Origin of the sequence: Streptococcus sp. HMSC061E03, from assembly GCF_001813505.1 — a bacterium.
GTDB lineage: Bacteria > Bacillota > Bacilli > Lactobacillales > Streptococcaceae > Streptococcus.
The window spans coordinates 1,018,686-1,038,940 of the sequence record NZ_KV812784.1; the positions used below are offsets into that span (position 1 = coordinate 1,018,686).

The 20,255-nt window shown below is 38.3% G+C and carries 37 protein-coding genes, 1 tRNA gene and 1 pseudogene; all 39 read right to left on the minus strand.

Going from position 1 to position 20,255, the window contains the following annotated elements:
- Positions 1-12 precede the first annotated feature (12 nt).
- On the minus strand, positions 13-138 hold the full coding sequence (locus tag HMPREF2917_RS11680) for a hypothetical protein (protein ID WP_009732632.1): 126 nt from the start codon (positions 136-138) through the stop codon (positions 13-15).
- Between the two features lie 65 nt (positions 139-203).
- The gene (gene gpG, locus HMPREF2917_RS05130) at positions 204-497 is read right to left on the minus strand and encodes a phage tail assembly chaperone G (RefSeq protein WP_031575432.1); all 294 of its coding nucleotides are present in this window, start codon (positions 495-497) and stop codon (positions 204-206) included.
- A 44-nt stretch (positions 498-541) separates the two neighbouring features.
- Complete coding sequence (locus HMPREF2917_RS05135) at positions 542-1,180, minus strand: DUF4352 domain-containing protein (protein ID WP_031575430.1); 639 nt, start codon at positions 1,178-1,180, stop codon at positions 542-544.
- Between the two features lie 87 nt (positions 1,181-1,267).
- Positions 1,268-1,873, minus strand: a complete 606-nt coding sequence (locus HMPREF2917_RS05140) for a major tail protein (RefSeq protein WP_070589336.1) — start codon at positions 1,871-1,873, stop codon at positions 1,268-1,270.
- A gap of 14 nt (positions 1,874-1,887) precedes the next feature.
- Positions 1,888-2,268 (minus strand): hypothetical protein, encoded by a 381-nt coding sequence (locus HMPREF2917_RS05145; protein WP_070589338.1) that lies wholly within the window; start codon positions 2,266-2,268, stop codon positions 1,888-1,890.
- Positions 2,265-2,669 (minus strand): hypothetical protein, encoded by a 405-nt coding sequence (locus tag HMPREF2917_RS05150; protein WP_070589340.1) that lies wholly within the window; start codon positions 2,667-2,669, stop codon positions 2,265-2,267. Before HMPREF2917_RS05150 ends, HMPREF2917_RS05145 begins: the two co-directional genes overlap by 4 nt.
- Positions 2,662-3,039: a phage head-tail adapter protein gene (locus HMPREF2917_RS05155; RefSeq protein WP_070589342.1), complete on the minus strand. Its 378-nt coding sequence runs from the start codon at positions 3,037-3,039 to the stop codon at positions 2,662-2,664. The genes HMPREF2917_RS05150 and HMPREF2917_RS05155 overlap by 8 nt, the downstream gene beginning before the upstream one ends.
- Positions 3,032-3,217 (minus strand): hypothetical protein, encoded by a 186-nt coding sequence (locus tag HMPREF2917_RS05160; RefSeq protein WP_070589344.1) that lies wholly within the window; start codon positions 3,215-3,217, stop codon positions 3,032-3,034. The genes HMPREF2917_RS05155 and HMPREF2917_RS05160 overlap by 8 nt, the downstream gene beginning before the upstream one ends.
- Positions 3,211-3,501 carry a hypothetical protein gene (locus HMPREF2917_RS05165; RefSeq protein WP_070589346.1) on the minus strand — a complete coding sequence of 97 codons (291 nt, stop codon included), beginning with the start codon at positions 3,499-3,501 and terminating at the stop codon, positions 3,211-3,213. Before HMPREF2917_RS05165 ends, HMPREF2917_RS05160 begins: the two co-directional genes overlap by 7 nt.
- A gap of 16 nt (positions 3,502-3,517) precedes the next feature.
- A complete protein-coding gene (locus tag HMPREF2917_RS05170) occupies positions 3,518-4,630 on the minus strand; it encodes a phage major capsid protein (RefSeq protein WP_070589348.1) in 1,113 nt (370 codons plus the stop codon).
- A 14-nt stretch (positions 4,631-4,644) separates the two neighbouring features.
- The gene (locus tag HMPREF2917_RS05175) at positions 4,645-5,415 is read right to left on the minus strand and encodes a head maturation protease, ClpP-related (protein WP_070589350.1); all 771 of its coding nucleotides are present in this window, start codon (positions 5,413-5,415) and stop codon (positions 4,645-4,647) included.
- Positions 5,396-6,547 (minus strand): phage portal protein, encoded by a 1,152-nt coding sequence (locus HMPREF2917_RS05180; RefSeq protein ID WP_049472230.1) that lies wholly within the window; start codon positions 6,545-6,547, stop codon positions 5,396-5,398. Before HMPREF2917_RS05180 ends, HMPREF2917_RS05175 begins: the two co-directional genes overlap by 20 nt.
- Positions 6,548-6,600: 53 nt before the next feature.
- Complete coding sequence (locus HMPREF2917_RS05185) at positions 6,601-6,858, minus strand: hypothetical protein (protein WP_070589352.1); 258 nt, start codon at positions 6,856-6,858, stop codon at positions 6,601-6,603.
- 13 nt (positions 6,859-6,871) lie between these two features.
- The gene (locus HMPREF2917_RS05190) at positions 6,872-8,512 is read right to left on the minus strand and encodes a terminase TerL endonuclease subunit (protein ID WP_070589354.1); all 1,641 of its coding nucleotides are present in this window, start codon (positions 8,510-8,512) and stop codon (positions 6,872-6,874) included.
- Positions 8,509-8,853: a hypothetical protein gene (locus HMPREF2917_RS05195; protein ID WP_009732618.1), complete on the minus strand. Its 345-nt coding sequence runs from the start codon at positions 8,851-8,853 to the stop codon at positions 8,509-8,511. The genes HMPREF2917_RS05190 and HMPREF2917_RS05195 overlap by 4 nt, the downstream gene beginning before the upstream one ends.
- A gap of 130 nt (positions 8,854-8,983) precedes the next feature.
- Positions 8,984-9,301: an HNH endonuclease gene (locus HMPREF2917_RS05200; RefSeq protein WP_070589356.1), complete on the minus strand. Its 318-nt coding sequence runs from the start codon at positions 9,299-9,301 to the stop codon at positions 8,984-8,986.
- Positions 9,302-9,514: 213 nt separating this feature from the next.
- On the minus strand, positions 9,515-10,057 hold the full coding sequence (locus HMPREF2917_RS05205; protein WP_049488141.1) for a site-specific integrase: 543 nt from the start codon (positions 10,055-10,057) through the stop codon (positions 9,515-9,517).
- A gap of 57 nt (positions 10,058-10,114) precedes the next feature.
- Positions 10,115-10,187: transfer RNA gene (locus HMPREF2917_RS05210), tRNA-Ile, on the minus strand.
- A 94-nt stretch (positions 10,188-10,281) separates the two neighbouring features.
- The gene (locus tag HMPREF2917_RS05215) at positions 10,282-10,731 is read right to left on the minus strand and encodes a hypothetical protein (RefSeq protein WP_070589358.1); all 450 of its coding nucleotides are present in this window, start codon (positions 10,729-10,731) and stop codon (positions 10,282-10,284) included.
- Positions 10,728-10,901: a hypothetical protein gene (locus HMPREF2917_RS11500; protein ID WP_176745947.1), complete on the minus strand. Its 174-nt coding sequence runs from the start codon at positions 10,899-10,901 to the stop codon at positions 10,728-10,730. Before HMPREF2917_RS11500 ends, HMPREF2917_RS05215 begins: the two co-directional genes overlap by 4 nt.
- A gap of 97 nt (positions 10,902-10,998) precedes the next feature.
- A complete protein-coding gene (locus tag HMPREF2917_RS05220) occupies positions 10,999-11,337 on the minus strand; it encodes a hypothetical protein (protein ID WP_061604989.1) in 339 nt (112 codons plus the stop codon).
- A complete protein-coding gene (locus HMPREF2917_RS11685) occupies positions 11,334-11,468 on the minus strand; it encodes a hypothetical protein (RefSeq protein ID WP_256324252.1) in 135 nt (44 codons plus the stop codon). Before HMPREF2917_RS11685 ends, HMPREF2917_RS05220 begins: the two co-directional genes overlap by 4 nt.
- Positions 11,465-11,692 (minus strand): hypothetical protein, encoded by a 228-nt coding sequence (locus HMPREF2917_RS05225; RefSeq protein ID WP_070589360.1) that lies wholly within the window; start codon positions 11,690-11,692, stop codon positions 11,465-11,467. The genes HMPREF2917_RS11685 and HMPREF2917_RS05225 overlap by 4 nt, the downstream gene beginning before the upstream one ends.
- A gap of 103 nt (positions 11,693-11,795) precedes the next feature.
- Entirely contained in the window at positions 11,796-12,095 is a 300-nt protein-coding gene (locus tag HMPREF2917_RS05230) for a hypothetical protein (protein ID WP_070589362.1), read from the minus strand.
- Positions 12,096-12,524: 429 nt separating this feature from the next.
- Positions 12,525-13,022: a DUF1642 domain-containing protein gene (locus HMPREF2917_RS05235; protein WP_070589364.1), complete on the minus strand. Its 498-nt coding sequence runs from the start codon at positions 13,020-13,022 to the stop codon at positions 12,525-12,527.
- The gene (locus tag HMPREF2917_RS05240; protein WP_070589366.1) at positions 13,019-13,531 is read right to left on the minus strand and encodes a DUF1642 domain-containing protein; all 513 of its coding nucleotides are present in this window, start codon (positions 13,529-13,531) and stop codon (positions 13,019-13,021) included. The genes HMPREF2917_RS05235 and HMPREF2917_RS05240 overlap by 4 nt, the downstream gene beginning before the upstream one ends.
- 2 nt (positions 13,532-13,533) lie before the next feature.
- Complete coding sequence (locus tag HMPREF2917_RS05245) at positions 13,534-14,049, minus strand: DUF1642 domain-containing protein (protein ID WP_070589368.1); 516 nt, start codon at positions 14,047-14,049, stop codon at positions 13,534-13,536.
- A complete protein-coding gene (locus HMPREF2917_RS05250) occupies positions 14,046-14,507 on the minus strand; it encodes a helix-turn-helix transcriptional regulator (protein ID WP_070589370.1) in 462 nt (153 codons plus the stop codon). Before HMPREF2917_RS05250 ends, HMPREF2917_RS05245 begins: the two co-directional genes overlap by 4 nt.
- On the minus strand, positions 14,492-14,878 hold the full coding sequence (locus HMPREF2917_RS05255) for a helix-turn-helix domain-containing protein (protein WP_070589371.1): 387 nt from the start codon (positions 14,876-14,878) through the stop codon (positions 14,492-14,494). Before HMPREF2917_RS05255 ends, HMPREF2917_RS05250 begins: the two co-directional genes overlap by 16 nt.
- A gap of 61 nt (positions 14,879-14,939) precedes the next feature.
- Positions 14,940-15,350 (minus strand): annotated as a pseudogene (gene ssb, locus HMPREF2917_RS05260) (single-stranded DNA-binding protein).
- A gap of 2 nt (positions 15,351-15,352) precedes the next feature.
- On the minus strand, positions 15,353-15,637 hold the full coding sequence (locus HMPREF2917_RS05265; protein WP_070589373.1) for a hypothetical protein: 285 nt from the start codon (positions 15,635-15,637) through the stop codon (positions 15,353-15,355).
- Positions 15,627-16,028, minus strand: coding sequence for a hypothetical protein (locus HMPREF2917_RS05270; protein ID WP_070589375.1), 402 nt, complete (start codon positions 16,026-16,028; stop codon positions 15,627-15,629). The genes HMPREF2917_RS05265 and HMPREF2917_RS05270 overlap by 11 nt, the downstream gene beginning before the upstream one ends.
- A 5-nt stretch (positions 16,029-16,033) precedes the next feature.
- Positions 16,034-16,315, minus strand: coding sequence for a DUF3310 domain-containing protein (locus tag HMPREF2917_RS05275; RefSeq protein ID WP_049472206.1), 282 nt, complete (start codon positions 16,313-16,315; stop codon positions 16,034-16,036).
- Positions 16,312-16,806, minus strand: a complete 495-nt coding sequence (locus HMPREF2917_RS05280) for a MazG-like family protein (RefSeq protein WP_070589377.1) — start codon at positions 16,804-16,806, stop codon at positions 16,312-16,314. The genes HMPREF2917_RS05275 and HMPREF2917_RS05280 overlap by 4 nt, the downstream gene beginning before the upstream one ends.
- Positions 16,806-17,549 carry an ATP-binding protein gene (locus tag HMPREF2917_RS05285; RefSeq protein WP_256324253.1) on the minus strand — a complete coding sequence of 248 codons (744 nt, stop codon included), beginning with the start codon at positions 17,547-17,549 and terminating at the stop codon, positions 16,806-16,808. Before HMPREF2917_RS05285 ends, HMPREF2917_RS05280 begins: the two co-directional genes overlap by 1 nt.
- Positions 17,550-17,614: 65 nt before the next feature.
- On the minus strand, positions 17,615-18,370 hold the full coding sequence (locus HMPREF2917_RS05290; protein WP_070589381.1) for a conserved phage C-terminal domain-containing protein: 756 nt from the start codon (positions 18,368-18,370) through the stop codon (positions 17,615-17,617).
- Positions 18,371-18,373: 3 nt separating this feature from the next.
- Positions 18,374-19,699, minus strand: a complete 1,326-nt coding sequence (gene dnaB / locus HMPREF2917_RS05295) for a replicative DNA helicase (protein WP_070589383.1) — start codon at positions 19,697-19,699, stop codon at positions 18,374-18,376.
- A 9-nt stretch (positions 19,700-19,708) separates the two neighbouring features.
- Positions 19,709-19,885 (minus strand): hypothetical protein, encoded by a 177-nt coding sequence (locus HMPREF2917_RS11510; RefSeq protein WP_157915963.1) that lies wholly within the window; start codon positions 19,883-19,885, stop codon positions 19,709-19,711.
- A gap of 91 nt (positions 19,886-19,976) precedes the next feature.
- Entirely contained in the window at positions 19,977-20,255 is a 279-nt protein-coding gene (locus HMPREF2917_RS05300; protein ID WP_070589385.1) for a hypothetical protein, read from the minus strand.

A 20,255-nucleotide genomic window follows, 5' to 3' on the forward strand; every position in this document is an offset into this window, starting at 1 on the left:
CCCAAAGAGGCTTTATGCTTCCATTTCTCCAAAAATGTCAGCCAGATCTAAAGACGCATTTTCGGTTTGATCTTTATCAAGATCAATAATTCCGATCAGATCTTCCCAGCTTAATTCCATCACATCATGGACATTCATGTTATATGGTCCATCAGCAACTTCCTTAACGAATTTGTAGAAACGTTTTAATGCGTTTTTAGGATCTATTTTTTCCCCTTTGGGTCTACATCACCCACAAGATGAGCATAGATTTCAGTGAACACTTCAATGATTTTTGCGAAATCAGTATGTTCTAGCAATTGCTCTACTGTCACATTTTCAAATAGTGACGCAATGAAGCCTAATTGTTGATCCAATTTTTCAACTTCTGTCTTATCTGATGTGAGTGAGTCGTTTAGTACAAGGTAATCACGATAATCACGAGTAGTAATTTCTTTACTAGAGTATAGTACATCTTCTCCAGCATCATTCTTCATGGTAAATGTAATTTTTGACATTGTTTGCCTTTCTATAATTAAAAAAGCACCGAATGGTGCTTATTTCATTTTGTCCAAATTTTATTTAAAAATTCAATTTTATTAACATCATTATTGGAATTATCTTTGTTCATTGCATAGACTATTGCGATAGTTGCCTTTCCTCCAGCTCTAATCACAACACTTTTTTTAGATTGGACTGCAACAGTGTCGTCATTAGTGATTACAGAATCGTATGCAAGATAATTCCCTTTATCATCACTTACAAGTATTTTACCTGGATTGATTTCAATGTTCGAAGAATCATTGTTTGTAATGGCTAGCGTTACTGTGACTGGTATAAAGCTGTTTGAATCATGTTCCATAGCCAGCATGCCAGACGTTTGCTTTTTTGGTTCGTTGATTGTGATTTGAGTTTTGTCGAAAAGAACTCCGTCCCCAAATTTGTAGCTAGTCAATGAATTCATTCCAAGAACGAAATCATTTGCTTCCAGAAATAAATCGTGATCTACGTTTGATACGTATGTAGAGAGCTTATCTTTTACCATGACAGCTCTGTCCTTCTCTTCCTTTACGCTCTCTAATTCCTTGTGTGTCTTAGAAAGTTGATTGTTGGAATTTACGAGCATAATAGCAAGTACAATGGAAACTAGAGTGATCATAATTGTTAATGTTATTAAAACTGTATTTTTCTTATTTTTCATAACAAAACCTCCACAACTTATTATATCAATAATTGTAAAGGTTTACAACGATATAAAGATAAATAAAGGGGCTGAATGCCCCAATTATTATCCTGCTGATGCCATACCGAGTTTTGCTTTCAATTTCTTGATTTTTGCTTCATCGCTACCAAAGTACATTGTACCGTACTTGTTCTTGGTTTGCTCATCAGTGCTTGCGCCTGCAGCGAATGATACATCTGTAGTAGCAAGCTCATCAGCTTTATCTTTGATCGTGTTAAGATCGATTGCATCCATTGACAGATTTCCTTTGTAGAATCCATAGTAAGCTCCACCACCATCTGGAGTGTTTGATTCGAGCAAGATAGCGACATCTTTTGAAACTGTGTCAGCCCCAAAGTCAAGGATGTCATCATCGTTTTCATAGCCGAGAGCTTTAATGTAAAGCGCTACTGGAATGTCCAAGAGACCAAGATCTACTTTGACATCTCCAACCCCACGGTTGTTTACATGGTAAGCGATGTTGCTTCCGAATGTTTTTGTAGGGTCAACAGCAAGACCGGAGATTTTTGCGGTTTGAGTTGCACCTTCTCCTTTTTTACCTTGGATGATAAAGAGGTTTTCTCCCTCTGTGATGGTTTGATTCCCATCCAAAATTCGAACTGTAAGGCTTTTAAAACCAACTGTAGCAGTTCCTTGTTTTTGTTGTGTCATATTAAATTTCCTTTCTAATAATCGTCATACAGCTTGCTCTTCCCTTTGTAAGTTCTGGCATCTGCATAGCGTTTGATTTCAGGGATCCATTCATCTAGACCCCCAGCAATTTGGTAGAATCCTTGCGATTCCATCACCTTTTCGACTAACCCTTGCAATTTTTTGCATTCAATTCGGTTAATCGATTCAACGTTGATTTGATAAAGAAATGTTTTTGAAAAGCTCGTATTACTTCCCTGGTCACTTTGGATAGGTGGCCCTAGTGGGATAATAACAATACTCGTCTGATCTGTTGGTAAGGTTTCAGGACGCTCAAATGATTTGATAGTGATCTTAGAAAGTTCCTCATCGCTCATCAGAGCATCATATATTTCTGATATCTTGTCTTTAATCATCCAAGCCCTTCTCCTTTCAATTTAGTTGCTAACCTATATTTAAATTTTTCTTTGTTGGCTTCTGAAAATCTTCGGATAACACCGAATCCCCTTGGGTGGGCCTTTTTGGCATATCCAAATTCGTTCAAATGCTCCAACCGCCAACGTGATCCAGCGCCAAAACCAAGCTTAACCATTGGCACTCCTTCAAAAGCACCCGTTACATTTCCAACTGTTGCGCTTTCAATTGTTTCTCCGGTATCTTTAAAAACTTGTAGGGCGACTTTAAAGTCTTCAAGTGTTTCAGTTGCTGCCCCTTTCAAAGCTCTATTCACAGACCTTCTCACTTTCGCATCGCCAAGCTTTGCTTCTAAATTCCGGATGACTTCATCGAAACCTCTTAATGTAGCGCCACTAGTCATTTGATCCACCAATAACAACAATTAAATAATCACGGTTGTCATAATCGGGACGAACGTCAATGATCTGCCATTTTTTATTTTCTAATCGGTGATCATTTACTTGTACAAAATGCTTATTATCAGGTTGATAGCTTGTCAAAGGATCTCTTATTTTCAGGGTCATCTTTGCAGTCATTGATTTACCTGTTGAAATTTCGATATCCTTTAAACTAGGTGAGTAGATTTTTGCGAATGTATAAAATACTTTCTCAAAACTCACATCCCGGCCATCTAATCCTTTAAGTACTTTTGAGTTATAAAACTCTACTGGAGTTCTTAATTCACTTGTATTGGTTTCTGGTTTCTTGTATTTAAACTCAGGCTTATTCATCTTCCGCAACTACATCTTCGTTTAGATTTTCCGAAGCTACTAAATCGTATTCTTTAACAAAATCAGGTAATTTCTTCATCAATTCGTTTTTTCGATCATCATCAACTTCAAAAATGTCTCCAACGTGTCGGACAACATTTTCTTTCAAGTCAAAGAAATCTTGGATTGTTTCTAGCACTCTTTTCCTCCTATTGGGTGGTTTTGAAGTGATAACTCAAGGAGTTCTCCTTGAAAATTTGCAAAGAAAAACTCGACCTGATCATTGTACAGATATCTTGCACGTTCCAAGACAAGCTCTTCAGTGCGAGAATCTGACAAATCAAAAGCTCCTGTTAAATCGAGAATCGCTTTTTCGGATGAAACTAACATCCTTGAAAGATTCCCATCTTCTGCATCATGAAAGATTTTCATCCGCTCCTTGAATGCTCCCAGAAGCGGATGAAGTTGTTTCGTTTCTTCCATTCGGTGTCACCACCTATTATTTAATTTTCAATACCCAGACAGCAGCAGTCTTTTCATCGTGAGCCTTACCGTAAGCAAATTGCTTAGCAGTGTAGAGGTTCAAATCTTCGAGAGCGTAAGTCTCAGTAAAGCGACCAAACTCGATTCCACCACCTACAAATGCATCGTAGCGACCTTTTACAAATGTAGTCACTTTACCAGCGGTTTGAGCAACTGATTCAACCAAGATCAAGTTGTACGGCATTGCAGTTACATATGTTCCTTGAGCGTTCAAGGAAGTGTATTGTTTCTTGACATCCCATGCATCCGCTGGGTTGACTACCATCACGACATTTCCTTCAACTGCCACTGGGTTACCGTCAGACTTAACAGAGTGATGTTTGTACACCGTAGTCAATTCTTTGACAACTGTCGCAGAGTCAGCAAATGTAAGGTTTGTAGTTTGGGCCTCTTTTTCTGCAAAAGTTGTTTTATTGCCAGCTGCAGTTCCAGTGAGGGTACGAGAAAGACCGATGGGCTTGCCGTCTCCGTCACCGTTCAAGAAGGCAGCTTCCAAAGCAGCAGCGAACGCTTCTGTGATTTGAGCGGATACGAATGATTGCAACCAAGCTGGACCGAATTTTTCAGAGTCTTTAGGAATGACTACAAATGCAGTCAATTTGTTTTGGATCGCTTCTTCTTCGTTGAAGTCTTGTTTCAGTTGACCTTGAATTTCACCATTGATCTTGCCCCAAAGAGCTGTACCAGTTTGAGTCGATTTGAGGAATTTAAGGCGGATGCCAGCATTGCGCAAGCCAATGTGTTGCAAGAGTGGGCGAGATTTTACCATATCGTCAAAGATACGGTCAATGGTTTCTTGTGGGAAGAGTTTTTCTACTCCTACAGGAGCAGTTTTGTCGATGTCGTTGAAGAATTCACGAGCTTCGGCAGTCAATTTAGCATCATAAGGATTCATTGCTGAAACTTCCTCATGGGCAGCATGGCGAGCTTGCTCCATCATTTCGTTAGTCATCGACTCGATCATTTCATTGTAGAGCTTCGCTTGTTCTTCTTGAGGTGCGCCATTTGCTACAGCGTTCAAGAAGTTCTGACGAATTTCGTTGAATTTGTTAGATAATTTCATTGTCATTGTATTTTTCCTTTCTAAAATGCAAAAAGACTGAACCCTTTCGGTACAGCCTCGTTTGTGTTATTTTCTGGACCTTCTGGTAGGGTGAATCTTTTCTTTACAAATTCACTATTTTCAAAAGTCTCTTCTGCAATCTGTCGAGCTTCCAGCTTATTAGCTACCAGCTCAGCAATTTTATCAACATCAGGGGTCATTGCTGACTTCATTTTGTCAATAAAATCATGTGGGATCATTGGAGTTTCGCTTGCAGCAAACGTAGGAGCAATTTCTCCAGCAAACATGATTCTGTCGGCAAAACCTTGATTTACTGCTGATTCAGCATCGAACCAGGTAGTCTTGTTCATCAGATCCAATAAATCATCCAACGCTTTCCCAGTCTTATCAACATAAGCATTTGCGATTGATTTATTAAAACCTTCAAGTACTCCAGCTTCATGAAGTAGAGTGTTGTGGTCTCCGTCAACTCGTGATGACACGTTGTGGATCATGATTTGAGCAGTAGGGCTAATTTCTACTACATCACCAGCCATTGCGATAACGCTCGCTGCGCTTGCAGCAATTCCCACGATTTTAACAACTACTTTCCCTGAGTAGGCCCGTAATGCAGTATAGATTTCGCTACCTGCATATACATCTCCTCCCCCTGAATTGATGTGAACTTCAATGTCCTCACCAGTTTCCGGTAATACTACATTTTTAGGAGCGGTACAGTCCCAACCAAACCAATCATAAAGCCAGACATCATCGTTTGACACGATTGTTCCTTTAATCGGAATCACTTTCATCTTCTTTCTCACCTCCCTTCTCTACATCCTCACCAAGTTGATAATTCTTAGTGATCAGAGGCTTGTCGCCCCACGGTACAGCTTCAAGACCAAGTTCCTCACGGACCTCATTGATAAGCATGGAGCCAGAAGAAATCAGCTTGTCAATACTTTGAGCAAGCGAGAATTTATCTCTTTGCCCTTCACCAACAATGACAAGGCGCTTATTGTCTTTGTATTCACTTTTGCTGAGCAAAGCAAAGTTCAAACCATCGCTCATTTTCTTCACAAGCGACTGGTAGCAATAGCTATTAAACATCTTCTGACTATTTTCCAGATTAGCCATGTCCCCATGCATCAGCGCAGTGGGAATCCCTAAGATGTCGGCAACCTCATCATCGAATTGCCTACGCAGCTTCTTGAGTTCATCTACGGATAGATTTGATGTACCAGTAGTGTTTGTCAGCTCAGAGTATTCCATTCCCTCTTGAGCTGGGACAATCGCTACTGTCTTTGTCGTAAATGATTTAAAGAGGCCGTCTGCATATCGTTGCATCTTTTCTCGTTTTGATTCGTCAAAACTTGCATTCGTTCTAGTGCTGAGTACTCCACGAATCTGATTGTTTCGTGCAAGTGCTTCGACTAGTCGGGTGTGTAGTTTTTCATAATCGTTAAAGAGTTGAGTGAAATATTCTTGAAGACGATTGTTGTTGTATTGCAAGAAAATGACTTCATTCATCTTGAATGGTTTCTGGAAAGTATAATTTTGACAACTCACAGATGTGAATGTATCATCGAACACAGCATATTTCTGTCGGATGTACGAGTCAGCAATCAATAACTGATCATCATTCGACAAGAAAATTAGTACTTCGTTTTTGGTTAATAAGCGATAAACCGCCTTTTGCCAAAACTCAGAAGCTGATTCATTTTTATTGGGCCTTACATTTAGCAGATAATCCCAATCAGTAGCCTTCTTTTTCCCATTATCGATGAATTTGAACTCAGATCTCGCAAAGATGCGGGCCACGAACTCAGCAGCCTTGTCAATCGACAGGCTCTTTAGTTGCAGATTTCCAAAGATCCGCTCCAGCTCATCAAATTCAAAACTTGGTTCCGGAACTTCTCGCTTGAATAAATTTAGCCATCCCAAGGCACCTCCTCCTTTCTAAAATTTTATGCCTACCACCCACCCGGATCTTTCTTTTATCGTTTGAAGAAAGATTTTTTAGAGCGTTTCAATTCCTTTTTGATTGATTCAAACTCTTTATTTGTTTGTTCGACATTTTGACCGCAAATATCTTCATGTCGTTTCACGGACTGGCTCAAAGTATTCAATTCAGCACTGATTGAACCAATCTTGCTCAGCAATTCCATGTTTTCTTTGCTCACTACAGCAAGCTCGCATTCAAGCCCTTGAATCTTTTGTTCAAGTTGTTGTTTCTTCTTCATTCGTTTGTTCATTTTGTTGTCCTTTCTAAAATTCCCAATCTTCGATCACGTCAAGAAAGTCTCCAACAGTACTTTCTTGAATGATTTCTCTCTTGTAGAGAGCAGCAATAAAGGCATGGAAGCCGTCAGTCTTTCGTCTCAACGGTTCCTTTTTCAAAAATCTCTTGTTCCCGTCTTTGTCTTCTTTGACAAAGGTATTATCGGTATACCAGAGCATTGATTTGTCGTTTTCAAAAATGAATCTTTCATTTGCAAATCCATCTTCAATAATTGGAGCTACCTTCGACTGTATCGCTCCTGGATTTCGCAAAAATTCATACTCAAAATCAGCTTCTTCCAGCAATGGTTTCAGCAAGTCCATTCGAAATCCGTCTGCGCAGACGATTTCGATATTGTACAACTTGCGCCACTGGATTAATTTATCAACAAGTAATCTTGGATCTATACTTGGACCATCTACAATAGTGAAAAGCCCTTGCTCCTGCCATTCACGGATTGGAGCCTTGATTTTAAACATATCCAAAAATTGCTTTCTGGCAAAACTGTGTTGCTTCCAGATAAACTCATCACCATTTTTAAAGAGTAGTCCCACACTTGCAAAGTCTCTGATGCTTGCATAGTCGAAACCAGCGACACAAGATCTTCCTGAGAGATCTATACCAGGGCTTCTCAATGCAGCCATTAACTTTTCACGAGTGGTCACATCTTTTTCAATGTCAGCTTCTGGCAGATTCATCCGTTTTGTCATAAACTCTTGTCTGCCTGACGGTTCCAATTCCAAATCATCATAGTCAGCTTTCGTTCTAGCTAATAGACGTTTGGCATAGGGAGTTGTTTCGTCAAGCATAGGATTCGCTTTTGGCCAGTTGCTCATATCATCCACTTCTTCCGGATCATCCAACTTACAGATAAAAGGGAATAAGCGAAACTCATCAAGCTCACCATTCAAGATTTTCATTGATTTCTCAATCATCTTGTCGTAGAACCCTTCACGGACATGCCCATTGGTACCATTGTAGAAGGTACGAGCATGGGCAATCTTACCAAGCCCTGACCGCTGGATTTTAACAGCAGAGTCATTTTCGAACTGGTGAATTTCATCGAATTCAAGACAGCCATCACGAGCCGAGTCCATTGTTTTCGGATTGTTCGTCCGATAAGAAAAGACCGAGTTATTCCCTCGGCCTGTAATAGACATCTTTGTCAAATAGTAATGATCTTCCAGTCCTCTTCTCTGGACAGTTTCATAAACTTCCTCAAATGATACTTTCCCTTGTTTTTCCGAATTAGCTGTGATAGTCACATCATAATCTCGAATTGGATATAGTGGGCTGATAAAAAATGCATCTCGACTAGACATAAAACCATTCTTACCACCCCCACGGGCCAAAGTAAGAAGGAACTCATCGAATTGAGGTTCCCCATCTTCTTTCCTGAAAAGGAATATAAACGGTGTGAGAAATTTTTGATATTTAGCCAGTGGGAAGAAATTCTTCTCAGTGAACTGGATATATTTTTCGATCAAAATATTGTCAAAATATAAATCATCCCTCGGATAGATTTTTTCTTTGATGATCTTGAATAGCAGTGAGCGTTCTTTGTTGACTTTGATTTTTCCCGTTTCGGCAAGTTCAATATATTCATCAATCAGAGGATGAGAAATCACAATAGATCACTTCCGTCCGATGGTGGCTTTTTCTCCACTGGCGAATTTTCAACTTCAAAATCGAATGATCGCTCAATTGCTAGTAGCTGATTGCTGGTTGTGTTGATTTCTTTGATCAACGAGTTCGCTTTTTGAAATCTTTGCTGCCCGTTGTGAACAGTGATAACTAATCCGTCCTGTTTGAGTCGTTCTTTCAACTCATAAAGTAGGCGGACCAGATAGAGATAGCGGTGAACTTTTTCGTACTGAATCGCATCTTTCTTTCGTGTGCTGAAATTACCGATTTTGGAAAGTAACTGGTTTTCCAATTCTTTTATATTTTTTTCTGAGTATTCTTCCATGAGCCCCCTCCCCCTTAAAAAATAGTGCTTTGCATTTGGACAATCGACCCCTCCCACCGGTTCCCAGAGACCGATTTTTTTCGATTTTTTTCGACCGGGGGGTCTTTGAATTTTTCAAAATTTTAAATTTTCATCCCCACCACTCGTCTGAACGAAAATTTTTATTTTGCAACTTGGATGATTTGCGAAATTGAAAGCGATGATGTCGCTTGTTATGGCACTCCTTACACAGAGTACGAAGATTGTTAATATCTAAAGCAAACTCTGGATAATATTCCAGCTCTTTGATGTGATCGACTTCGAGGTTATCTGTAGTCACCTTCCCCTCATCTCGACACCAGACACATTCAAAATGATCTCGACTCATTGCTTCGAGTCTCAGTTGTCTCCATGATTGTGAAAGATAAAACTCTCTGCGACTCTCTCTTGTTGAAACATCTACTTTCAATTCTCAAATCCTCTGTAACATTTCATACTTTCAATTATCTATTTCTGAAATTCATTATATTATTTCTGAAAACTATGTTGTTTTTCTCTCTTAAATTAGACATATCTTATATTCTGTCTGATTCACACTGACTTAAAAAAGCCAGCAAAATAAACGAATGGTAGGCAACTAATAAAACAAATTAGCGTTTTACTCGTTGTGTCTAATTGATAGCTATAAATCAAAATTAGACATAGCTTGATCTCGTTGATCCTGTCTAATCCCAATATATCTCAGCGTGATCGCAGGAGATGAATGGTTGAATAGATCCATGAGCATTGCCACGTCTTTGGTCTTTTTGTAATAGTGATATCCAAATGTTTTTCTCATCGAGTGGGTGCCGATGTTTTCAATTCCACACTCGCTAGCTGCTGTCTTCAATATCCAATCAACTGTCCGCCTGTCCAATGGTTTGTTTTTCCCAATGCGACTTTGAAACAGATAATGATGTAATGGCATATCTTTGATATACTCTCTGACTTCCTTTTTTAAAGTCTTTGTCATCTTGAGCTGTTTCCTCTTACCAGTCTTCTGTTCTTTGATTTTGATGTACCAGCCTTGCACATCCTTTACTCGTATTCGAAGAATGTCGCCCACTCGCAATCCAGAATTAATGCCAAATAAAAAGAGCAAGTAGTTTCGCTCATTCCATTCTCGTAGATATTCCTTCATCGCTTGGATGTCATCCTTATCTCTGATTGGATCCACAATGTTCATAGTGTCACCTCCCTTCACGTTAAAATAAAAAAAGCCAGCATTGCTGACTTGCTGATATTAGGAGTACAGGATTCGAACCTGTGACACGCCGGTCATAACCCGACCGCTCTACCGACTGAGCTAACTCCTAACCCGTTTCATAAGGATCCATCGGTTCGGTTTTACCCGATGATATAATTTTACCACCTTATTTTTAATTTTTTTCCACACTTTCGGCTGTATTTTTAACTTTTTTCCAAATTAATATTAATCTTAGTGTTCGCAGATAGTTCGTAGATTTTCTTTTCAAGCCCACTAAAGAATGGCTCGATCACTTCCTTGTAGGCAAGAGACTTACTACAGTGCAAGTATTTGATTGATGCTCCTTCAACAGTTAGAGTTCCATCAATGTATACTTCTTTGATTGCAGCCCATTGTTTTTCTGGGGTCAAAATCTTGATAGTGCTGATTGCTTCTCTGAGCAATTCGAGACGATGCAGTTCCGGATCCGATTCTTTCTTGATGATATCAGCCAGAGCTTTCGGTGTCATTACCTTATTACTCTTGATCCCTGTATTTGGATCGGTTGGTTTCCAAGGTACTTCGATTTCTTCAATCCGTTCCTTAATTTCTTTCTCGAATGGATATTGCTTCAGGGCTAGAATTAAATATCCATATCTACTTCTTAGATTCATTCATTTACCTCTTTGGTATAGACTTCTACAATTCCTTGCAATCCCAAACTTTCACGATAAGCAGGTGCGTCATGTCTATTTTCAAATTCTTTCTCAATGTATTTAGCTGAATGTTTCGGGTCATACCAGCTCGAATGCCCGTGATACTTTCTAACTACATATAATTTCATTTACCCTCCCTGTTTTTAAAAGCAATCATACCAGCCCAGATCAGACCAGAGAGCCAGATCAGTGCAAATAATAAATAGATGAAGTTTTGTAGATCCATTATTTCTCCTCAAGTTTTTTAATTTCCCACTCAACCTGTTCTTTCCTACGATTTAAGTCTGAAAGTTCTTGTACTTCGATTGCTTTTTTTATAACTTCAAGCCGTTCAATTTCTTTTTTAAATTCAATGAGCTTATCAACTTTTCGTGCGAAATCTCCGAAATTCTCTGCCCAGTTGTATTCTTCCCAGCCAAACGCTCTTTTCAATTCTCTCTTTTGATCATTAAATTTATCCATCAATAGCTTATTGAGATAGGCTTGTACGATTAAGATATAAATTGACATACCAATCACTAATGATGAAATTATAATCATTCCCCAAAACATTAAATCTTTCATTCTTTTACCTCACTTGTAATTCTATTACGCTCTACTCTTAATTTAAAACTAGTATCATCACCAAAGCACACAAGTGTTGTTTCTTCTTCCCATTGACTTTTAGTATATGGGTATCTGTTTGGTCGTTTCATCTTGCACCTCCTACAAAATTGTTAGCAATATTTTGTAACTCTGTATCAGTTATTTTATGTCTATAATTTAACAACGGATTCATGATGTCATTTACCAATTCAGGTTTCAAAATGATTTCATTTGTTGTCAAAAATCTTTTACCGTCGATTTTTATTTTTATATCATAACCGTTAGCGATATGTTCAAGGTCGTTTTTAGATAAATATATTTCAAATCTACTCATTCTTCTACCTCATCGTCATTGTTCGGAAAGATTTCTTCAAGTTTCTCCAAGGCAAATTTTTGTCCGTCTTCTCTGAATTTTATCCATTTTTCGGTCGATATTATCATTCTTCTTCCATCTCCTTTGGTGGTTTTGGATAACTCATCCAAAATACTGTGTCTTCATCAGTGTCCTCAAAACCAATTCCTTCTCCATAATCGATCCAGATGTCAGTGTATATATTTTGTGTTTTTGGATTGTATACAAGAACTTCCTCGTCAATTTCTGGAGTTTTGCCTTCCCAAACAAATTCAATGCCACTATTAAAATATTCCTTTTCATCTTCAGCAATATTCCTTGTTGTTAACTTATTCCATTCATAAAGTGCCACAGTTATGTCTGATGTTCTTTTTGTAATAGCCATTTTTTCCTCGCTTTCACACAACAAACCCTACTTATCCCATATCATTTTAGCTACCACTAAAATCAAAATAGAAATCACTAGGTCAGCTATTGCAGGCATAAAGACATAGAACCAGCTCCAAGAGATTACACCTAACAATTTCAAAGCTATTAATAATAAAGTTAACCAACTAATAAATCCCATTATTTCACCTCTACTCTTTCTCCTGTGAATTTATTTTCAAGATATCTAAACAGTTCATATTCTCCGTTGTTATACGAATAAACCGCCGTCGTTGCCTCTTCCCACTGACTTTTAGTGTATGGATATCTGTTTGGTCTCATCTTTCTACCTCTCAATCTTTATCTTTTTTAAATAACTTATAAAAAATTACTGACCAGTATGATGTCCACATAAGTATTGATAGAGAGCTAAGAAACTGTTCTAATGTCATTCCGCTGCCTCCTCAATCTCAATTCCTGTACAATCAAACACCCAGCCAAACCCAGCTTTATCAAGTTCTTTGATGGTGTGTTTTGCACGATAACGGTCGGATTCTTCAGGCCCGCTGAAAAACCATTTTGAGTTATCCACATCGCATTTCAAACACCCATTAACAACACTTATGCCCTTCACCTTCACGATATACCGTTTCTCTTTTTCGACTGTGTAACCATTGACCCAAGCTTCTGCGAATATATCCACGTTTTCTAACTCAAGCCAATCATCAACCGTACCTCTTGGTGCTTCGTTGATCGCGCCAGCGATGTTATACCCGTCTTCTTTTGCTTGCACGATCCAGTCGGCAATAAAACGTGGGATCATTACTTTCTGTGGTTCATCTAACTGCTTAAAGTCTTCTATAACTCCGTTGATCGTAACGATTGGAAAAGCATAAAGCTTTTCAAAAAGATCCTCGTACTTTTTAATTAATTCCTGCTTTTTCATCCTTCCACCTCCTCAACTTCAAACAACGGGCTGTCAAATACTTCCCTAAATCCAGCCTCTTCTAGTTGTTTGAAGGTAAATTGAGTAGCTAATTTTCCCAAAGAAAAGAATAGTCTCTTTTCCAGACTGTTATAAAATAGCGGTTGCTTTGTTGTTCTCATTTTTACTGTATACTGCCTTTCTTTCTTGACCTCGTAACCGAATTGGTGCATATTAACAAGCGTTTGGAAAGGTTCTGTGTGGTCATCTACCAACCATTCTTCAAATTCGCTCAAATCGCCTTCTTCGTAGTCACTAGGGATTAAATCGACAGCTCTGAATAGATTGGTTTCAAAATCATCTTTGTTAGCTTCATACCAATCCGCCACAAATTGCGGGACTTGGACTTTCTGCAGTTCGTCTAGTTCCCGTAAATCTTCTAAAAAAATTAGACGAGCGATTTCTGCTCCTGGATCCTTACATACACCTTCAAGCTTTTCGTATTTCTCAATTAACTCCTGCTTATTCATTTTCACACCTCTTCAACTTCCATACCTTCACAATCAAACACCCAGCCGAATCCGGCTTCTTCGAGCTGCTTGCGGGTGTGTTTTATAACAATGCTTTCCCCCCCGCTAGCCATAAAAGTCCAATAACCTTCATCTGGAATATATGCCAAATAGCAAAACAAAGCTCTCAAGTTTTTCATCTTCACAAGATACCGCTTCTCTTTCTCTACCTCGTAGCCATTGATCCAAGCGGTAGCAAGCGTTTCTTGATTACGTTCGTGATAAAACCATCTCAGAAGTTTTTCATCTTCTTCATCTTCTATACACTTAAATAAATCTTGAAAATCCCAATCATTCTCTATGGCATATTTAATATAATCCGCCACAAACTGCGGTACGACTGGCTTCTGCGGTTCGTCTAGGTTTTCTAAATCTTTTAGAATATTTTCATAAGCTATTGTCCTATAATATTCTCCGTACTTTGTACAGACTTCATATAGCTTGTCTTGATATTTCTCAATCAATTCTTGTTTATTCATTCTTCCACTTCCTCATTGTATTCTTCAAAATCATCAACAATAATATAGTTGACGTTTTTGGGGTTTGCATAAAAATTTCGAATTACCATCAATCTTCCATCGTAAAACTGACTGAAGATTCCTGTCAGTTCATCTTGGGTGAGATCGTTCACCAAAAATTCAGTTTCTTGTGAATTTGAAAAAACAATTTTGATTTTTTTGAGTCCTTCCGACTCTTTAATTTTATCCATCCCTTTGGGTCCAGGAAGGTCAAAAAGGTCAGTGATTGATACGCCAAAGAAATCGGCCAATTTTGACATTTTAGGAATAAAAGAAAGATTTTTTCCACTTTCCCACATTTGAAGAGTTCTAGTGGAAATCCCTAATTTTCCCGCTAACTCTTTGTGAGTCAACTTATTAGCTTTTCTAAGCTCTTTAATACGGTTCCCTGTTGAGTGGTTTTTTAACTCTTTTTCCATTTTTCTATCCTTTCTGCCTCACATTGCAACCGCACTAGGCTTTCATATAAATTTCTGGCCTCTCTTTTAATATCGCTCAAATTTTGGGAAGTCAGTTTATCTATATTACGTAGCAAGTTAATTGAAACATTATTTAATTCCAAGATGCACTGCTTATATACTGGCAAGTCATGCTCACTCACGTCATCGATTCCTAATAAATATGGTAAAGATACTCCTAAAATACTGCATAACATTTCCGCTTTATCAGATTTTATTTGATGTATCCCTCTTTCCCATTTTGAGATAGTCAATTTTGCTACACCTAATTGTTGCGCTAAATATTCTTGAGTTATATTTTTATCTTTCCGTAACTCTCTAATCCTATTCATCCATTTACCTCCTCAACTTCTTTCTTTAAAGTAAATGCTATTGTTTTTTCTCCTTTTGTTCTTAAAATGGCAAATCACTATCATCGATGTCCATCGGATTTGCATAGTTAGGTGGCATCTGTTCAGTCATACTATTCTGGTTGGCAGTGTTGTCACGTTTTTCCAAAACTTGGAAGTTCTCTGCAACAACTTCAGTCACATATACACGTTTTCCGTCATTTCCTTCATAGCTTCGAGTTTGGATTCTTCCCGTAATGCCGACCAGCATTCCTTTTTTGGTCTAATTACAAAATCTTTCTGCTTGCTCTCTCCACATCACGCAGTTGATGAAGTCTGCATCATATTCACCATTTGCATTTTTAAAATTTCGATTGCATGCAATATTAAATTGTGCTGTTGCGATATTACTAGGTGTATAGCGTAGCTCTGCATCTCTGGTTAACCGACCAATAAGAGTCACATTGTTGATCATTATTATCCTCCTACATTATTCATTTCAGCAGCTTCCTTAACTGCTTCTGCCTTTTTACGTTCCTGCGCTTGGTACTCCCGATTTAATTTGTTTAGGATTACCTCTTGTGCAGTGTTTTGTTCCGCCAATCTTTGAATACTTAGTTCGTGTTCCTGGACAGTCCACTGCATATCTTTGATTTTGTTTTCTTGTTCAACCAATCTGGAGTTGAGGTTGATAGTAATCATTAATGTAATTCCTGCTAGTAATACCAAGTTGATGATTAGCCAGTCGATTTTACGTTTCATCTTCGATTACCCTTTCTAATTTTAGATGTCCTGCATTTCGTCCTTGTTCATTTAAGTGGATGTAATATTTGAGTAATGCACTATCTTTTCCAGTGATTCTGCTCAATTCTTTTAAAGTCCCTGTACAGATATACTTATCACGATCATATAGCTTATAATCGGCAAGTATTTCCGGATCACCCATCAAAATTTTTTCCTCAATGCCGAAATACTCGCACAATTCTTGGACATGGCTGGGATTGATGTCGTCTTTCGTGATCCACTCTTGTATCGTCTGTTCACCACGATATAGATTTCTAGAGAGTTCTTTGCGAGTGAGACCTTTTCCTAAAATCAATAATTGTAATTGCTGACGAAAGTGATCCATTTGATTTTTTGTATAATGTCTCATAACTTTTACTCCTGCTTAACAATCGCTGTCTTTTCGAGGTCTTCACGCTTCAGATCTGCGATGAGCCAGTCTAAGTACTTCTTTGCCTTATTTAAATCTTCCAATCCGTTTTTCTTTTGATAGCGACAAAGATACTTGATGACATTTCCCCAATAAAATCCTCGGACTTCTTTTGGTCCTCCAGCAAAATTGCGAATAATGTCAATTGATTCAAGACCATATTGCCCACAGTAGTGATTAGGTTTATTTACTTTGTCAAAACCATTGTTTAAAATTTCTTCTGTCATTTTAGTCGTTCCTCCTTGATCCAAACACCATCGACTAGTTTTCCTGTTCGATCTTTGATTTCTTCATAAGCAATATTTAAGCACTCAACGAAGTCATGATGTAGCAATGCTGAAATTCGCATCAACTCATAAACAACATTTTTTAATTGGTATGATTGCCGGTTAAAATATGCTGCCAATGATTGGTCCATCATTAAGACGAAATAATCTTCTGACTTTGCTGCATTGGAAAATACGAATGTATTATTTTCTGGGAAAATCTCTTCTGTTTTGATTTCTAACTGTAACGTCAAACCGATTAATACTACAGTGATGTCTCCGATGCTATCTTTCGTGACTTCCTCATCGTTTTCTGCCAGTCCTCGTGATAATTCACCGATCTCTTCATACAATTTCAAAAATTGCTTGTTTGGATCTTGTGTTTGCAAATTTCGGTCATAAAACCAGCGCTGAACTTTTGCGATTAAATCTTTTAATTGTTTGTTTTCCATCAATATCTCCTGCTTTCTGTATTCTCTGGGAATTTAAAAATATGTTTGCTTGCGCCCTTGAAGATCCGGTCAGCAAGGGCCTTGTTATAAATTGTTTTAATATCGTTGCTCGATAAGTTTGTGTTAAAGAATGTTGTTTGACGATTGTCCAAGATTTTAAACAGTACTCGTTGTCTCCACTCGTTTGCTTCCTTGAGACTTCCGCTCATGCTACTTTCTTTTCCCAAATCGTCAAAGAAGAGAAAATCAACATTGCTCAGTAGATTCACAGCATAACTTTCTGTGAAGTCTCCTCGACCATTGAAGCTTTCTTCAATCTTTGAAAAGAGCGCAGAAGTCGAAATGAATAGCACACTCTTTGGTTGCTTGCATTCTTTGAATTTTTCATTTAATGCTTTGGCGATTCCAATAGATAGATGGCTCTTGCCAACTCCTGGAGGACCGCTCAGAATTACATTTCCTGTTTCGTACTTCAGATAATCTCGCAACATCCTTTTTGAAAAATTCAAAGCTTGCTCACACAACTTATTTCCAGCATCGTAATTATCAAGTGTTTTGTCTTCCAATTCCTTGGAATAGATGCTCTCACGATCAAATACTTTGTATGTATTCGCTAGAATTGACTGGATAACTGCTTCTTGATTTAAGTGTTCCTGCAATTCATTGATTCCTTCTTTTTCGCATTCTGGACAAATGTCAAGCGATTTCTGGGATCCATCAATCATAACTTTTGCAGTGATCATCTTGGATCCGTGCTTATTACATATTTTTGGTTCACTAGTTGAACCTACTTCATAATCCTGATGCATTAAAACCCTAACCTTTCGTCTTGCTGTTGAGTTGACGCACTCGAAGGCATCTTTTGGTTTAAGTACTTTTCAAACTTAGTAGCATTAAACAACGTGTCTGGAGTTAAATACTTGGACATTTTGGAATCATTCTTCCACTCAATAGTTTTTACATCAATGACATGCTTAAAATCATCTATTGAGTAATTCTCACTTAAACGACCATTGATTAACCTTTGAGTCGATTTGCTAGTAGGTTTAAAATGAGATCCTGTTTTGTCATTTAGATATTTGATAATTTCATCATAGACATCTGATTGAGCTTTTTGCTCCTTATCTATATCTATATCTATATCTATATCTCCGTTGCCTTTTGTTGCGTTGGTGTTGCATTGCAACGCTTTTTTATTCTCTCGATGCTTGCGAGACCTACGAGTGCTTGCTGTTTCGCTTCCTACCATTTCCGGAACTTGTTCGAGATTAAACTGATAATTGTCTGATGTAGTCAATAATTTTTTCTTTGTCAAAAACATCAGTGTTAATCTGATCGCTTCTGGATCTTCGTCTATCAATAGAGATAGTTCTTCTGCTAGATCTTCTGCTAGACCCTCGAAATATAACTTCCCTTGCTCTGCTAGACTTGCCAGCATCATTTTTAGGTAGATGATTGTGATTTCTTCTCCACCAGGAAGCTTTCTCATGAGCTTCATTTCTTTGGAATTAAAGAAGTCATCTTTTAGTTGTAACCAGTAATATCTACGATTCTCAGTTACCATTCATCAAGCCTCCTTATTTGAAAATTTCGCATATTCCTTGTGAAAGAATAATTTGACTGTTCCTAAACTGCCATGTCTATTTTTTTCAAGGATCAATTCTGTAACATTATCAGGTTCCTCCTGCTCTTCACGATTGTAGTAAGCTTCTCGATAGAGAAATGCGACTATATCAGCATCTTGCTCAATCGATCCTGACTCTCTTAAATCTGAGAGCACGGGCCTTTTATCGTTCCGTTGCTCAACCCCACGAGATAGCTGACTCAATGCAATTACTGGAACTTTCAATTCCTTGGCTAATATTTTTAATTGCCTTGAAATCTCAGACACTTCCTGTTGCCGATTTTCTCGACCTCTACCAGTAATTAGTTGAAGATAGTCAATTACAATCAATCCAAGGTCACCAGTCTCTTGAGACAATCGCTTGGCTCTGGATCGAATCTCAGCGATTTGAATTCCTGCTGTATCGTCAATATAGATCTTTCCTTTTGCAAGCTGTTCCTGTGCCAGGATCATCCTGCGCCATTCACTTTCTGATAAGTTTCCTGTTCTTACATGGTATGATGGAATCAGTCCTTCGGCTGACAGCATGCGCTCTACAAGGCTTTCTGCTCCCATTTCAAGAGAGAAGATTGCTACTGGCTTTCCAGCTCTTATTGCTACATTTTGGGCGATGTTTAGAGCGAAAGCTGTTTTTCCCATTGCTGGCCGTGCTGCAAGAATAATCAGATTGTCAGTATGTAGACCAGTCGTGATATTATCAAAATCTGTGAAACCTGTTGGTGTCCCTGTTACATCACCAACACGCTGTGAGCGCTCGTCAATAATTGACTGCGTAGAATCAATTACATCAATAATTGGACGGAAACCAGTCTGCTTGTCATTTGCTATATTTGATAACGCTTGCTCAGTCTGAACGAGTATGTCATTTAGATCTGATTGACCATCATATACGTTTGCTATCGTTTGATTGAGGTCTTCAATAACCTTTCGTGCTCTTGCTTTTTCAGCTACAACCTTGGCATAATGCTCAATGTGAGCACTGGTTGGTACGGCATTTATGAGACTAGCAAGAAATGCCATCCCTCCAATTCGGTCAAATTCTCCTATTGAATCAAGAGCTGATTTAACTGATACGGGGTCGATAGGTTTTCCCTTGTCCGACAAATCTTCCATGATTCCAAAGACAATTCCGTGTGATAGTTTGTAAAAACTTTCTTTTGTGAGGTACTCTGAAGCAATTAGGATTTTATCTGGATCTACAAAAATTGATCCAATTACTGCTTGTTCAGCAAGAAGATCGTGAGGCAGGATTGTATTATTTTCTGCCATAACTAGCTCCTATCTACGATATCCGAAACGCATTGCTTCTCGTGCTTCTTGAATGCGTTGCTGTTCAGCAATCATCTTTTTCAGTTCTCGTTTTGATTCTTTGCATCGCTCGCTAATTGAGCTGATGATGATCATTTGAAATAGGACCACGATGATTAATACTCCGACTAAGATTTCTGCTAACATTTTAATTCCTCCAATATTCTTTTATAAAAATAATTCCTGTGTTATAATTAAGTTATAGTTCTTTCAAAGTGCCTTTCTCAAGGCGCTTTTTTTATTTTTGCAAACTTCGACAGAATCGCTGAACATCTTCCAAATTATAGAGATACTTCCCGCCCTTTCCGGACTGTTGAAATTGAAATTTCCCTTGGTCTCTCCATTCTTCTAGTTTAGTTCTACCCCATCCGGTCGCTTCCTGTAGCTGTTTGATCGGCACCCATGTAGTATGTCTGCTTGATCTACGCTTAGCTTCTTCCATAGCTTTGATGTTGAGTGAAACCAGCTCTTCAAAGAGTTTATCTTTAAATTCAGTTCCAAATAATTCTAGAACCAT

Excerpts from the sequence above, each read along its gene's own strand:
- HMPREF2917_RS11680 (WP_009732632.1), bottom strand. The coding sequence starts at position 138 with ATGAATGTCCATGATGTGATGGAATTAAGCTGGGAAGATCTGATCGGA.
- gpG (WP_031575432.1), bottom strand. The coding sequence starts at position 497 with ATGTCAAAAATTACATTTACCATGAAGAATGATGCTGGAGAAGATGTA.
- HMPREF2917_RS05135 (WP_031575430.1), bottom strand. The coding sequence starts at position 1,180 with ATGAAAAATAAGAAAAATACAGTTTTAATAACATTAACAATTATGATC.
- HMPREF2917_RS05140 (WP_070589336.1), bottom strand. The coding sequence starts at position 1,873 with ATGACACAACAAAAACAAGGAACTGCTACAGTTGGTTTTAAAAGCCTT.
- HMPREF2917_RS05145 (WP_070589338.1), bottom strand. The coding sequence starts at position 2,268 with ATGATTAAAGACAAGATATCAGAAATATATGATGCTCTGATGAGCGAT.
- HMPREF2917_RS05150 (WP_070589340.1), bottom strand. The coding sequence starts at position 2,669 with ATGACTAGTGGCGCTACATTAAGAGGTTTCGATGAAGTCATCCGGAAT.
- HMPREF2917_RS05155 (WP_070589342.1), bottom strand. The coding sequence starts at position 3,039 with ATGAATAAGCCTGAGTTTAAATACAAGAAACCAGAAACCAATACAAGT.
- HMPREF2917_RS05165 (WP_070589346.1), bottom strand. The coding sequence starts at position 3,501 with ATGGAAGAAACGAAACAACTTCATCCGCTTCTGGGAGCATTCAAGGAG.
- HMPREF2917_RS05170 (WP_070589348.1), bottom strand. The coding sequence starts at position 4,630 with ATGACAATGAAATTATCTAACAAATTCAACGAAATTCGTCAGAACTTC.
- HMPREF2917_RS05175 (WP_070589350.1), bottom strand. The coding sequence starts at position 5,415 with ATGAAAGTGATTCCGATTAAAGGAACAATCGTGTCAAACGATGATGTC.
- HMPREF2917_RS05185 (WP_070589352.1), bottom strand. The coding sequence starts at position 6,858 with ATGAACAAACGAATGAAGAAGAAACAACAACTTGAACAAAAGATTCAA.
- HMPREF2917_RS05195 (WP_009732618.1), bottom strand. The coding sequence starts at position 8,853 with ATGGAAGAATACTCAGAAAAAAATATAAAAGAATTGGAAAACCAGTTA.
- HMPREF2917_RS05205 (WP_049488141.1), bottom strand. The coding sequence starts at position 10,057 with ATGAACATTGTGGATCCAATCAGAGATAAGGATGACATCCAAGCGATG.
- HMPREF2917_RS05215 (WP_070589358.1), bottom strand. The coding sequence starts at position 10,731 with ATGAATCTAAGAAGTAGATATGGATATTTAATTCTAGCCCTGAAGCAA.
- HMPREF2917_RS11500 (WP_176745947.1), bottom strand. The coding sequence starts at position 10,901 with ATGAAATTATATGTAGTTAGAAAGTATCACGGGCATTCGAGCTGGTAT.
- HMPREF2917_RS05220 (WP_061604989.1), bottom strand. The coding sequence starts at position 11,337 with ATGAAAGATTTAATGTTTTGGGGAATGATTATAATTTCATCATTAGTG.
- HMPREF2917_RS11685 (WP_256324252.1), bottom strand. The coding sequence starts at position 11,468 with ATGAAACGACCAAACAGATACCCATATACTAAAAGTCAATGGGAAGAA.
- HMPREF2917_RS05225 (WP_070589360.1), bottom strand. The coding sequence starts at position 11,692 with ATGAGTAGATTTGAAATATATTTATCTAAAAACGACCTTGAACATATC.
- HMPREF2917_RS05230 (WP_070589362.1), bottom strand. The coding sequence starts at position 12,095 with ATGGCTATTACAAAAAGAACATCAGACATAACTGTGGCACTTTATGAA.
- HMPREF2917_RS05235 (WP_070589364.1), bottom strand. The coding sequence starts at position 13,022 with ATGAAAAAGCAGGAATTAATTAAAAAGTACGAGGATCTTTTTGAAAAG.
- HMPREF2917_RS05240 (WP_070589366.1), bottom strand. The coding sequence starts at position 13,531 with ATGAATAAGCAGGAGTTAATTGAGAAATACGAAAAGCTTGAAGGTGTA.
- HMPREF2917_RS05245 (WP_070589368.1), bottom strand. The coding sequence starts at position 14,049 with ATGAATAAACAAGAATTGATTGAGAAATATCAAGACAAGCTATATGAA.
- HMPREF2917_RS05250 (WP_070589370.1), bottom strand. The coding sequence starts at position 14,507 with ATGGAAAAAGAGTTAAAAAACCACTCAACAGGGAACCGTATTAAAGAG.
- HMPREF2917_RS05255 (WP_070589371.1), bottom strand. The coding sequence starts at position 14,878 with ATGAATAGGATTAGAGAGTTACGGAAAGATAAAAATATAACTCAAGAA.
- HMPREF2917_RS05265 (WP_070589373.1), bottom strand. The coding sequence starts at position 15,637 with ATGAAACGTAAAATCGACTGGCTAATCATCAACTTGGTATTACTAGCA.
- HMPREF2917_RS05270 (WP_070589375.1), bottom strand. The coding sequence starts at position 16,028 with ATGAGACATTATACAAAAAATCAAATGGATCACTTTCGTCAGCAATTA.
- HMPREF2917_RS05275 (WP_049472206.1), bottom strand. The coding sequence starts at position 16,315 with ATGACAGAAGAAATTTTAAACAATGGTTTTGACAAAGTAAATAAACCT.
- HMPREF2917_RS05280 (WP_070589377.1), bottom strand. The coding sequence starts at position 16,806 with ATGGAAAACAAACAATTAAAAGATTTAATCGCAAAAGTTCAGCGCTGG.
- HMPREF2917_RS05285 (WP_256324253.1), bottom strand. The coding sequence starts at position 17,549 with ATGATCACTGCAAAAGTTATGATTGATGGATCCCAGAAATCGCTTGAC.
- HMPREF2917_RS05290 (WP_070589381.1), bottom strand. The coding sequence starts at position 18,370 with ATGGTAACTGAGAATCGTAGATATTACTGGTTACAACTAAAAGATGAC.
- dnaB (WP_070589383.1), bottom strand. The coding sequence starts at position 19,699 with ATGGCAGAAAATAATACAATCCTGCCTCACGATCTTCTTGCTGAACAA.
- HMPREF2917_RS11510 (WP_157915963.1), bottom strand. The coding sequence starts at position 19,885 with ATGTTAGCAGAAATCTTAGTCGGAGTATTAATCATCGTGGTCCTATTT.
- HMPREF2917_RS05300 (WP_070589385.1), bottom strand. The coding sequence starts at position 20,255 with ATGGTTCTAGAATTATTTGGAACTGAATTTAAAGATAAACTCTTTGAA.